Source organism: Pantoea sp. X-Soil-YNGN-785, assembly GCF_059730585.1.
Window position 1 is genome coordinate 3,919,501 of sequence record NZ_AP035942.1, and the last position, 11,613, is coordinate 3,931,113.

The following is an 11,613-nucleotide window of genomic DNA, read 5'->3' on the forward strand; positions in this document are numbered from 1 at the left end:
CATCTGTGGAGTAGCACACCTATGGCACGCGTAACCGTTCAGGACGCAGTAGAAAAAGTTGGTAATCGTTTTGACCTGGTGTTGGTCGCTGCACGTCGTGCACGTCAGATGCAGGTTGGCGGCAAAGATCCGCTGGTTCCGGAAGAGAACGACAAGCCTACCGTTATCGCTCTGCGCGAAATCGAAGAAGGTCTGGTCACCAATCAGATTTTAGATGTGCGTGACCGTCAGGAACAGCAAGAGCAGGAAGCCGCTGAGTTACAGGCCGTTACCGCTATCGCTGAAGGTCGTCGTTAACAGCCACCTGCAGGTCGCCCTTGTATCTGTTTGAAAGTCTCAATCAACTGATTGAAAAATACTTGCCAGAGGAGCAGATCAAGCGCCTCCAGCAAGCCTACCTTGTCGCACGTGATGCCCACGAGGGACAGACACGCTCCAGCGGTGAGCCTTATATCACCCATCCGGTTGCCGTGGCCTGTATTCTGGCGGAAATGAAGCTCGACCATGAAACCCTCATGGCCGCGCTGCTGCATGACGTGATCGAAGATACGCCTGCCACTTACCAGGACATGGAACAGCTGTTCGGTAAAAGCGTGGCGGAGCTGGTCGAAGGCGTTTCCAAGCTGGATAAGCTGAAATTCCGCGACAAGAAAGAAGCGCAGGCAGAGAACTTTCGCAAGATGATTATGGCGATGGTGCAGGATATCCGCGTCATTCTCATCAAGCTGGCTGACCGCACCCACAATATGCGCACCCTGGGGTCATTACGCCCGGACAAACGTCGCCGCATCGCGCTGGAAACGTTAGAGATTTACAGTCCGCTGGCGCATCGCCTGGGTATTCACCATCTTAAAACGGAGCTGGAAGAGCTCGGTTTTGAGGCTCTCTACCCGAACCGCTATCGGGTGATTAAAGAGGTGGTGAAAGCCGCGCGCGGCAATCGTAAAGAGATGATCCAGAAGATTCTTTCTGAGATCGATGGCCGTCTGCAGGAAGCGGGCATTCCCTGCCGCGTCAGCGGTCGTGAAAAGCATCTTTACTCGATCTACCGCAAAATGACGCTTAAAGAGCAGCGTTTTCACTCGATCATGGATATCTATGCCTTTCGCGTCATCGTGAAAGATCTGGATACCTGCTATCGCGTTCTGGGCCAGATGCACAGCTTGTATAAGCCGCGTCCGGGCCGCGTGAAAGATTACATCGCCATCCCCAAAGCTAACGGCTATCAATCGCTCCATACCTCCATGATCGGTCCGCACGGCGTGCCGGTTGAAGTGCAGATTCGCACCGAGGATATGGATCAGATGGCGGAAATGGGGGTCGCTGCGCACTGGGCGTATAAACAGGCGGGCGAAAGTGGCACCACCGCACAGATTCGCGCTCAGCGCTGGCTGCAAAGCCTGCTGGAGCTGCAGCAAAGTGCGGGCAGTTCGTTTGAATTTATCGAAAGCGTGAAGTCCGATCTCTTCCCGGATGAGATCTACGTCTTTACGCCTGAAGGCCGCATTGTTGAGCTGCCAACCGGCGCGACGCCGGTGGACTTCGCCTATGCGGTTCACACCGACATCGGCCATGCCTGCGTCGGCGCACGCGTTGATCGTCAGCCTTATCCGCTGTCGCAATCCCTGACCAGCGGACAGACGATTGAGATCATCACCGCGCCAGGCGCCCGTCCCAACGCCGCCTGGCTCAACTTTGTCGTCAGCTCCAAAGCCCGCGCCAAAATTCGCCAGCTGTTGAAAAACCTCAAGCGTGAAGACTCGGTTAATCTGGGGCGCCGTCTGCTCAGCCATGCGCTGGGCGGCAGCCGTAAACTGGCGGAGATCCCGGCGGAGAATATCCGTCAGGAGCTGGACCGTATGAAGCTGACCTCGCTTGACGATCTGCTGGCGGAAATTGGTCTGGGCAATGCGATGAGCGTGGTCGTGGCGAAGAACCTGCTGCAGGCGGACAGCAAGACCATCAGCAGTAACAGCAAGCGTGGTAAGCTGCCGATCAAAGGTGCTGATGGCGTGTTGATTACGTTCGCTAAATGCTGCCGACCGATTCCCGGTGACCCGATTGTTGCTCATGTCAGCCCTGGCAAAGGACTGGTGGTGCATCATGAATCCTGTCGCAATATCCGCGGCTACCAGAAAGAGCCGGAAAAATTCATGCCGGTCGAGTGGGATAAAGTCACCGAGCAGGAGTTCGTGGCGGAAATCAAAGTCGACATGTTTAACCATCAGGGCGCACTGGCGAACCTGACGGCAGCAATCAACACGGCCGGTTCCAATATTCAGAGCCTGAATACTGAAGAGCGTGATGGCCGCGTCTACAGCGCCTTTATCCGCCTGACCGCACGCGACCGTGTCCATCTGGCGAATATCATGCGTAAAATTCGCGTGATGCCGGATGTGATCAAAGTCCACCGTAACCGTAATTAGGCATGAACGATCAACGTTTTGCCCGGATTCAGGCGATGCTGGCACTGCGCCAGCACGACCTTACGGTCTGTATGGAGCAGGTGCATAAGCCGCACAATGTGTCGGCGGTGATCCGCACGGCCGACGCAGTCGGCATCCACGAAGTGCATGCTGTCTGGCCCAGCCAGCGGATGCGCACCCAGGCTTCCGCGTCTGCCGGAAGCAACAGCTGGGTGAAAGTGGTTACCCATCCCACCATCGGCGACGCTGTAAAACAGCTTAAACAGCAGAAGATGCAGGTTCTGGCGACCCATCTTTCTGACGATGCCGTGGATTTCCGTGAAATCGATTATACCCTTCCCACCTGCATCCTGATGGGACAGGAAAAAACCGGCATTACCGAAGAAGCACTGGCGCTGGCCGACCGGAAGATCGTGATTCCCATGGTAGGCATGGTGCAGTCGCTGAATGTCTCAGTCGCCTGTGCGCTGATTCTTTATGAAGCGCAGCGGCAGCGACAAAATGCCGGTCTTTACCTGCGCGATTACAGCCTGCTGGACGACGATGAGCAGCAACGCCTGCTGTTTGAAGGCGGATTCCCGGTACTGGCACGGGTCGCAAAGCAGAAAGGTTTACCCTATCCGCGCATCAATGCGCAGGGCGAAGTCGACGCCGATCCCAGCTGGTGGGCAACCATGCAATCGACCGGTAAAAAAAGATGAAAGGCCGTCTGCTGGATGCCATCCCGCTCAGTACCCTGACCGGCGTCGGTGCCAGCCAGGCAGCAAAACTGGCCAAAATTGACCTGCATACCATTCAGGATCTCCTGCTTCATCTCCCGCTACGCTACGAAGATCGCACCCAGCTCTATGCCATTGACGATCTGCTGCCCGGTATCTGGGCCACCGTAGAAGGTGAAGTACTGCACACTGACATCACCTTTGGTCGCCGCCGGATGATGGTGTGCCAGATCAGCGATGGCAGTGGTGTCCTGACGATGCGCTTCTTTAATTTCAATGCCGGCATGAAGAACAACCTGTCGCCAGGCCGTCGCGTCACCGCCTATGGTGAGATTAAACGCGGTCAGCGCGGCGCGGAGATTATTCATCCCGAGTACCGCATCCAGGGCGAACAGAGCAATGTGGCGCTGGAAGAGACCTTAACGCCGGTTTATCCCACCACCGAAGGCATCCGGCAGGCCACGCTGCGTAATCTTACCGACCAGGCGCTGACGCTGCTGGAGAGCTGCCCGATTGCCGAGCTGCTGCCGCAGGAGCTGAGCGGCGGTTTAATCAGCCTACCTGATGCGCTCCGTACCCTGCATCGCCCTCCGCCCGATCTTCGTCTCAGTGAGCTGGAAAGTGGCCGTCATCCGGCGCAACGCAGACTGATTCTGGAAGAGTTGCTGGCGCACAACCTCAGCATGCTGGCGGTACGCGCCGGTGCTCAGCGCTATTACGCGCTGCCAATGACGCCGCGACACAATCTTAGCGACCAGCTGCTGGCCGCGCTGCCCTTCTCACCGACTAATGCGCAGAAACGCGTGGTGACGGAGATAGAGAAAGATCTGGCCAACGATTTCCCGATGATGCGGCTGGTGCAGGGCGATGTTGGCTCGGGCAAGACACTGGTAGCCGCGCTCTCTGCGCTGAACGTTATCGCCCATGGTAAGCAGGTTGCGCTGATGGCGCCGACCGAACTGCTGGCTGAACAGCATGCCAGTAACTTCCGCCAGTGGTTTGCGCCGCTGGGCATTGAAGTGGGCTGGCTGGCCGGAAAACAGAAAGGCAAAGCCCGCCAGGCACAACAGGAAGCGATAGCCAGCGGTCAGGTGGCAATGGTCGTGGGTACACACGCGCTGTTTCAGGAGCAGGTGCAGTTCAACGGTCTGGCGCTGGTCATTATTGATGAACAGCACCGGTTCGGCGTCCACCAGCGACTGGCCTTGTGGGAAAAAGGCGAGGAGCAGGGTTTCCATCCGCATCAGCTGATCATGACCGCTACCCCGATCCCGCGCACCCTGGCGATGACCGCCTATGCCGATCTTGATACCTCAACCATCGATGAGCTGCCGCCGGGACGTACTCCGGTGACCACCGTGGCGATCCCAGATACCCGACGCGATGAGATTGTGGCGCGGGTTGAGCATGCCTGCCGCGAAGGGCGTCAGGCTTACTGGGTCTGCACCCTGATTGAAGAGTCCGAATTGCTGGAAGCGCAGGCGGCAGAGGCCAGCTGGGAATCCCTGAAAACGGCGCTGCCCGACTTAAATATTGGACTGGTGCATGGCCGGATGAAGCCCGCGGAAAAGCAGGCAGTAATGCAGGCCTTTAAAGCGAATGAACTGCAGCTGCTGGTGGCGACGACAGTCATCGAGGTCGGCGTTGACGTGCCGAATGCCAGCCTGATGATTATCGAAAACCCGGAGCGGTTAGGGCTGGCGCAGCTGCATCAGCTACGGGGCCGTGTAGGTCGTGGTGCCGTGGCATCGCACTGTGTGCTGCTCTATAAAGCGCCACTGAGCAAAACGGCGCAGAAGCGTCTTCAGGTGCTGCGTGACAGTAATGACGGCTTCGTCATTGCTCAGTTCGATCTGGAGATTCGCGGGCCGGGTGAACTGCTGGGCACGCGTCAGACCGGCAACGCGGAGTTCAAAGTCGCCGACCTGCTACGCGATGCCGCAATGGTGCCGGAAGTTCAGCGTGTGGCGCGCCACATCCACCAGCACTATCCCGAGCAGGCCAGCGCCCTGATTGAACGCTGGCTGCCAGAGAACACCCGTTATACCAACGTCTGATTGATCTCCATCTGAGTCGGCCTTTTTTATCCTCGCCGGGCAAACGATTGCTTTTGCCCGACGGATGATTACAATCGCCACACTATTTTTTGGGAAGAACAGAAGATGTCTACCACTCCTCAGCCAGATCAGCCTTCCGCCACGAAAAGTGAACTGATTTATCGTCTTGAAGATCGTCCACCCCTGCCACAAACGCTGTTTGCCGCCGGTCAGCACCTGCTGGCAATGTTTGTCGCGGTTATTACGCCTGCGATTCTGATTTGTCAGGCGCTGGGCCTGCCTGCAGAAGATACCCGGCACGTGATCAGCATGTCGCTGTTTGCATCGGGCGTGGCATCACTGCTGCAAATAAAAACCTGGGGACAGGTGGGTTCGGGCCTGTTGTCGATTCAGGGCACCAGCTTCAACTTCGTGACGCCTCTGATTATGGGCGGGATGGCGCTGAAAAATGGCGGTGCTGACGTGCCCACTATGATGGCGGCACTTTTTGGCACGCTGATGGTGGCCTCCTGTACCGAGATGGTGCTGTCGCGCGTATTGCATCTGGCGCGCCGGATCATTACGCCGCTGGTTTCCGGTATTGTGGTGATGATTATCGGCCTGTCGCTGATTCAGGTCGGCCTGACCTCCATTGGCGGCGGTTTCAGTGCGATGAACGACCATACCTTTGGTGCGCCGAAAAATCTGATGCTGGCCGGAGCCGTGCTGATGGTGATCGTGCTGCTGAACCGACAGAAGAATCCCTACCTGCGCGTCGCCTCCCTGGTGATTGCCATGGCGGTGGGCTATCTGCTGGCCTGGGCGATGGGCATGCTGCCTGCAGCAGGTATTCCTGCTGATCAGCCGTTAATCATGGTGCCAGCGCCGCTCTACTACGGACTGGGCTTCGACTGGAATCTGCTTATCCCGCTGATGCTGGTGTTTATGGTCACCTCTCTGGAGACCATCGGCGATATCACCGCCACCTCGGATGTTTCAGAGCAGCCGGTGAGCGGACCGCTCTATATGAAACGCCTGAAAGGTGGCGTGCTGGCGAATGGTCTTAACTCCTTTGTCTCCGCGCTGTTTAATACCTTCCCTAACTCCTGCTTCGGTCAGAACAATGGCGTGATTCAGTTGACCGGCGTGGCCAGCCGCTACGTGGGCTTTGTGGTCGCACTGATGCTGATTGTGCTGGGACTGTTCCCGGCGGTCAGCGGTCTGGTTCAGCTCATTCCTGAGCCGGTGCTCGGCGGCGCAACCATTGTGATGTTCGGCACCATCGCCGCCTCGGGCGTTCGCATCGTGTCACGCGAGCCGCTTAACCGTCGCGCCATCATGATCATCGCGCTGTCGCTGGCGGTGGGGCTGGGTGTTTCTCAGCAACCCTTAATCCTGCAGTTTGCGCCCGAGTGGCTGAAAACCCTGCTCTCTTCCGGCATTGCGGCAGGTGGCATTACCGCCATCGTGCTCAACCTGATTTTTCCGCAAGAGAAGTAAGTCCACAGGCAGGCTTCGGCCTGCCTGCTAATTATTCGGATTTACATCCAGGCTGTTGAGCTGTAACGGTAATTCAGGCATAACAACCTCTCACCGGATTTAACTCGGGAAGGATGCTATGAAATTTATTGGAAAGTTTTTCCTCACCTTACTTTTGCTGCTGCTTTTCATCCTCGTGGTGATCTATGTGCTGCTGCAGACACAGTGGGGTGCAGGCTGGTTTAGCCGTTGGGTGAGCGACAAAACCGAATGGCATCTCTCCCTGAGTAAAATTGAACACAATTTCTCTTCTCCCTCTCACATCATTCTGGATGACTTCAGCTTTGGTCATGATGGGCAGCCTGCGGTTCTGGTAGCGAAACGGGTCGATCTCGGTCTGGCACTGATTCAGTTCAGCGATCCGCTGCATTTCAGCAGTCTTGAACTGCGCGACGGGGAAGTGAATCTGGCCAATCTGACGCCAGGCAGTGCGCTGCCCATTCAGGCCGATCGCCTGCAGCTCAATAACATGCGTATCGACAGCCCCAACAGCACGCTACCGCTGTTTGCTCAGCAGGTTAATGGCGGCATTCTGCCGTGGAAACCCACAGCCCTTGATATGCTGGGCCGCGATGCCCGCTTCCAGATGAGCGCAGGCAGCATGACGCTGAATAAGGTGCCAGCTGAAAACGTCCTGATTCAGGGCAGTGTTTCCGAAGGACGAATGCGCTTTGACAATATGGGTGCCGACCTGGCGCGTGGTTCCATGACCGGCAACGGTGAGCGCGATGCCCAAGGCAACTGGAAAATTAATCAGCTGCGACTGAATGATATTCGTCTGCAGACCGCCAGCAGCCTGAAAGATTTCCTGCATAGCCTGCAGGTGGTTCCCTCGATTGCGATTACGCGCCTCGACATGACTGATGCCCGCCTGCAGGGGCCTGACTGGGCGGTGACAGATCTTGACCTGACGCTGAGAAACGTTAACTGGCAGGGCGATGACTGGCAGAGTAATGATGGTTCGCTGGCGCTGAATGCCAGCAATTTTATCAACGGTGGATTCGAGCTTAATGACCCTATCGTTACCCTGGATTTCTCTCCGCAGGGCCTGGCGCTGACGCAGTTCAGTTCTCGCTGGGCGAACGGGGTGATTCGGGCTGACGGTGACTGGTCACGCAGCGATAAACGCCTGACGCTGAAAAATCTGGCTGTTGCCGGACTGGAATATACCCTGCCGCAGGACTGGCGCGACCGCTGGCAGGCGGCACTGCCCGCGTGGCTGGATAGCGTAGCGGTGACGCGTTTCACCTCTAATCGTAACCTGATTATCGACATCAATCCGGCATTTCCCTTCCAACTGACCTCACTGGATGGATCCGGCGAGAACCTGCTGCTGGCGCAGCAGCATCAGTGGGGGATCTGGTCGGGTAAGCTCAGCCTGAACGCGGCAGAGTCGACCTTTAACCGCACCGATCTGCGTCACCCGTCGATTGCGCTGAGTGCCGACCCACAACAGATTCAGGTGACCGAGCTGAGTGCGTTCAGTAACAAGGGCCTGCTGGAAGGGACGGCTACCGTCGGCCAGCAGCCAGCCCGTCCGCTTACGCTGCAACTGACGGGGCGTGCGGTGCCGGTGAATGTGTTGCAGAACTGGGGATGGCCCGCATTGCCGTTAACCGGTGACAGCAATATGCAGCTGCAACTGAGCGGCGCTTTAGCCGCAGGCCAGCCAATACGCCCGACGGTTAATGGCACACTGTCGGTGACAACCGACAGTCAGCAGGTGCAGCAGACCATGCAGGCAGGCGAGGTACGTTAATAACATAAGGGCCGCAAATGCGGCCCTTATGATTAATTGATACGTGCGCCGGAACCGCCCTCTTCCAGCGGCCCATCCGGATCGGCTGGCAGAACGATGTAAACGCCCTCAAACACCGCGCCACATTCATCATCGCCAAACAGCTCCACTTCAAGCTGAACGCGTGCTTTACGTCCGCGTGCCAGACGGTCAAGGTCGCCGCTTAGTGAGCCGAGATCGGCAATCGCGCCAGGCCGTCCGCTGATCGGACGGCTGTAGCGAATGTGCGCATCTGCCAGAATAATGGTGCCGCCGAGATGGCGCTCGCGCAGCAGCAACCAGATCAATCCCCAGCCGGTCAGTGTGGCAAGCGAGAACAGGCTGCCGGCGAACAGCGTGTGATGTGGATTCTGGTTGCCCGCTTCAGGCATGGTGGTGATAAATTTCTGCCCGGTAAACTGCAGGATACGCACACCCATCTTCTCGCTGAGCGGAATATGATCATACCAGGCCTGTTGCAGCTGACCGCACCAGTCGGCGCGATGCAGGATATCATCAAGCGTAACGACCGGCTTGATCATCAGAAAGTGGCGTACCGGCGTCGTCTGCGGCGCGGTAATCTCACCCTGATTGATATAGCCGAGCTTAGCGAAGAAGGCGACCGCATCTTCGCGGGCGCTGCAGGTTACCCGCTTCGCGCCTTCCTGACGCGCGACCGACTCCAGGGTCATCGCCATCAGCGTACCCAGCCCTTTCCCCTGCACCGACGGATGAACGGCCATGAAGCGGATAGCGGCCTCATTGTCGGCGTTGATGTAGAGACGGCCTATGGCGACCGGATTTCCCTGCTCATCAACCACCATCTGATGATGCGCCAGGGCATCCCAGGCGTCACGTTCCGATCCCTGCGGCTGACGCAGCGGTTTACGCAACATTTCCCAGCGGAACTGATAATAGATATCCAGCTCTTCCGCCGTCTGTGGCACGCGAAGATGATACATGTAATGTTTCTCCCGCTCGGATAGGTGACCTGTTCCCTGCCGCTCCGCTTGCGATCTCACACCTGTAACCAGAACGTCACAGGACCATCATTCACCAGCGAGACCTGCATATCCGCCGCAAAACGGCCATTCGCCGTGGTCATGCCCTGCTGGCGACAGTAATCGCTGAAGTAGTCATACAGGCGTTCGGCCTCAGCAGGCTCCGCGCCCCCTGAAAAGGAGGGGCGCATCCCTTTTTGCGTATCTGCGGCCAGCGTAAATTGCGACACCACCAGCACGCTTCCGCCCGCCTGACGAACACTCAGGTTCATTTTGCCCTGTTCATCACTAAAGATGCGATAGCCCAGTACGCGTTCTGCGAGACGTTCCGCACGCGCATTGTCATCACCCTTTTCCACGCCCAGTAAAACCAGTAAACCGGCACCGATTTCGCCGATTACGTTCTGATCGACGCTGACGCTGGCACGCTGCACGCGTTGAATCAATGCAATCATGTTTCCTCGCGTTGTTCTTCTCTGTGCTGCTGTTTTAACTGCCGATAGTCGGCTAACGCGACGGTAATTTCAGCGCCTAACAACACAATACACCAGGTCCAGTAGACCCAGAGAAACAGAATGGGGATCACGGCCAGTACGCCGTAGATCAGCTGATAAGAGGGGAACATAGTAACATAGAGCGCAAAGCCCTTTTTACCCAGCTCAAACAGCGCACCCGCCACCAGCGCGCCAATCAGCGCATCGCGCGGCGGCACCCGCTGGGTGGGTACAATGCTGTAGAGCAACCAGAAGGCGAGCCACGACAGCAGAAGCGGGAAAATGCGCAGCATCTGGTCGACCAGGCTGGTGACGCCGGTCGCATTAATCCAGCGCAGTGACAGCAGATAGGAGCTGATCGCCAGGCTGGCACCGGCCAGAAGCGGGCCGAGCGTCAGGATCATCCAGTAGACCGCAAAGGAGTAAACCATCGGCCGCTTCTTGTTGCTGCGCCAGATGGTATTCAACGCGGTATCAACCGAATGCATCAGCAGTAAGGCCGTTACGATCAGGCCGACGGCACCAACCGCCGTCATCCGGTTGACGTTAGCCACAAACTGCTCAAGATAGCGTTGCAGCGTGTTGCCTGCAGCCGGCATCAGATTGTTAAAGACAAACTGTTTTAACTGCACGCTGATATCAGAGAAGACCGGAAACGCAGCAAACAGCGCAAACACCACCGCAATCAGTGGTACCAGCGCCAGCAATGAGACATAGGCCAGATTACCAGCCTGCGTCGTCATGCCATCCTCATCTATGCGTTTCCACAACAATTTGAGCCACAACCAGAACGCATGCAGCCCGGGACGAAATTTACGTGACATCATGAGTTACGGTTGACCTGCAAACCAGTCAGGTACCGTTTTACTGTCAGTAACCAGTACACTTTCAATGCCCAGAGCGCGCGCCGCCTCAATGTTCTCCGGGTTATCGTCGAAAAACACCGCCTGATCGGCAGTCACACCCTCCGCGTCCAGCACATGCTGATAAATCCGGGCTTCCGGTTTACGCATACCCAGCTCCTGCGAGAGATAGAGTTTGTCAGCTGCCTGCTGTACGTCGGGATACTGCGTCGGCCAGAATTCACAATGCAGCTTATTAGTGTTAGAGAGAATCACCACCCGATGACCTTCAAGCCGCAGCCGATTCATCAGCGCCAGGGTTTCAGGACGCACATCTACGAAGACCGCCTGCCAGCCAGCAGTAAACTGTTCATAACTCAGCGCTATTGCCAGCTTTTCACACAGCGCCAGCGCGAAGTCTTCATCGCTGAGTTCTCCACGTTCGTGTTGTTCAAACGCTTCATCCATCTGGAAATGGCTTTGCAGCGAGGCCAGCGGCACACGGCTAAGGTCACTCCAGACACCCAGCACGCGGTTAAAGTCGATATCAATAATCACGTTGCCCAAATCAAAGATATACAGCATGGTGTGTCTCCTTCTGTTCCCTGGAGTATTCACTCTAGCGGCAAAAGTGCAGGCTGAACAGGCACGCGTGGAGAGAAAAGCGTAAACGCCAGAAGGTGGATAGAACGCACCCAGATATTTACTGGCCCGACTGGAGAAGCCGGAATTTCAGGCAAAAAAAAGCCCCGCATGCGGGGCTTTTTATCAGTTAAAGG

10 protein-coding genes are annotated in these 11,613 nt (G+C 56.9%); 6 read left to right on the plus strand and 4 right to left on the minus strand.

Features of this window, described 5'->3' with window-relative positions; genetic code table 11:
- Positions 1-21 precede the first annotated feature (21 nt).
- The 6 genes from rpoZ to AC6I8E_RS18340 all read left to right on the plus strand — a co-directional run bounded on the left by rpoZ (position 22) and on the right by AC6I8E_RS18340 (position 8,479).
- Positions 22-297 carry a DNA-directed RNA polymerase subunit omega gene (gene rpoZ, locus AC6I8E_RS18315; RefSeq protein ID WP_003851346.1) on the plus strand — a complete coding sequence of 92 codons (276 nt, stop codon included), beginning with the start codon at positions 22-24 and terminating at the stop codon, positions 295-297.
- A 20-nt stretch (positions 298-317) separates the two neighbouring features.
- Positions 318-2,426 (plus strand): bifunctional GTP diphosphokinase/guanosine-3',5'-bis pyrophosphate 3'-pyrophosphohydrolase, encoded by a 2,109-nt coding sequence (spoT, locus tag AC6I8E_RS18320; RefSeq protein WP_013359523.1) that lies wholly within the window; start codon positions 318-320, stop codon positions 2,424-2,426.
- Positions 2,427-2,428: 2 nt separating this feature from the next.
- Entirely contained in the window at positions 2,429-3,127 is a 699-nt protein-coding gene (gene trmH / locus AC6I8E_RS18325) for a tRNA (guanosine(18)-2'-O)-methyltransferase TrmH (RefSeq protein WP_013359524.1), read from the plus strand.
- Complete coding sequence (gene recG, locus AC6I8E_RS18330) at positions 3,124-5,202, plus strand: ATP-dependent DNA helicase RecG (protein ID WP_033784321.1); 2,079 nt, start codon at positions 3,124-3,126, stop codon at positions 5,200-5,202. The genes trmH and recG overlap by 4 nt, the downstream gene beginning before the upstream one ends.
- A gap of 105 nt (positions 5,203-5,307) precedes the next feature.
- Positions 5,308-6,681, plus strand: a complete 1,374-nt coding sequence (locus AC6I8E_RS18335) for a nucleobase:cation symporter-2 family protein (protein ID WP_497824292.1) — start codon at positions 5,308-5,310, stop codon at positions 6,679-6,681.
- A gap of 118 nt (positions 6,682-6,799) precedes the next feature.
- Positions 6,800-8,479 (plus strand): AsmA family protein, encoded by a 1,680-nt coding sequence (locus AC6I8E_RS18340; RefSeq protein WP_278495755.1) that lies wholly within the window; start codon positions 6,800-6,802, stop codon positions 8,477-8,479.
- A 32-nt stretch (positions 8,480-8,511) separates the two neighbouring features.
- Here AC6I8E_RS18340 and fabY read toward each other — a convergent pair whose 3' ends face one another.
- Genes fabY through yihX form a run of 4 tightly spaced genes read right to left on the minus strand, consistent with a single transcriptional unit; the run spans position 8,512 to position 11,419 of the window.
- Complete coding sequence (fabY, locus tag AC6I8E_RS18345; protein ID WP_013359528.1) at positions 8,512-9,459, minus strand: fatty acid biosynthesis protein FabY; 948 nt, start codon at positions 9,457-9,459, stop codon at positions 8,512-8,514.
- Between the two features lie 56 nt (positions 9,460-9,515).
- Positions 9,516-9,953: a D-aminoacyl-tRNA deacylase gene (gene dtd / locus AC6I8E_RS18350; protein WP_033734544.1), complete on the minus strand. Its 438-nt coding sequence runs from the start codon at positions 9,951-9,953 to the stop codon at positions 9,516-9,518.
- Positions 9,950-10,819: a virulence factor BrkB family protein gene (locus AC6I8E_RS18355; RefSeq protein ID WP_497824293.1), complete on the minus strand. Its 870-nt coding sequence runs from the start codon at positions 10,817-10,819 to the stop codon at positions 9,950-9,952. Before AC6I8E_RS18355 ends, dtd begins: the two co-directional genes overlap by 4 nt.
- A gap of 3 nt (positions 10,820-10,822) precedes the next feature.
- A complete protein-coding gene (gene yihX / locus AC6I8E_RS18360) occupies positions 10,823-11,419 on the minus strand; it encodes a glucose-1-phosphatase (RefSeq protein ID WP_033784325.1) in 597 nt (198 codons plus the stop codon).
- Positions 11,420-11,613 lie beyond the last annotated feature (194 nt).

Coding starts and splice junctions, on each gene's coding strand:
- AC6I8E_RS18335 (WP_497824292.1), top strand. CDS start 5,308: ATGTCTACCACTCCTCAGCCAGATCAGCCTTCCGCCACGAAAAGTGAA.
- dtd (WP_033734544.1), bottom strand. CDS start 9,953: ATGATTGCATTGATTCAACGCGTGCAGCGTGCCAGCGTCAGCGTCGAT.
- AC6I8E_RS18355 (WP_497824293.1), bottom strand. CDS start 10,819: ATGATGTCACGTAAATTTCGTCCCGGGCTGCATGCGTTCTGGTTGTGG.
- AC6I8E_RS18340 (WP_278495755.1), top strand. CDS start 6,800: ATGAAATTTATTGGAAAGTTTTTCCTCACCTTACTTTTGCTGCTGCTT.
- rpoZ (WP_003851346.1), top strand. CDS start 22: ATGGCACGCGTAACCGTTCAGGACGCAGTAGAAAAAGTTGGTAATCGT.
- fabY (WP_013359528.1), bottom strand. CDS start 9,459: ATGTATCATCTTCGCGTGCCACAGACGGCGGAAGAGCTGGATATCTAT.
- recG (WP_033784321.1), top strand. CDS start 3,124: ATGAAAGGCCGTCTGCTGGATGCCATCCCGCTCAGTACCCTGACCGGC.
- yihX (WP_033784325.1), bottom strand. CDS start 11,419: ATGCTGTATATCTTTGATTTGGGCAACGTGATTATTGATATCGACTTT.
- trmH (WP_013359524.1), top strand. CDS start 2,429: ATGAACGATCAACGTTTTGCCCGGATTCAGGCGATGCTGGCACTGCGC.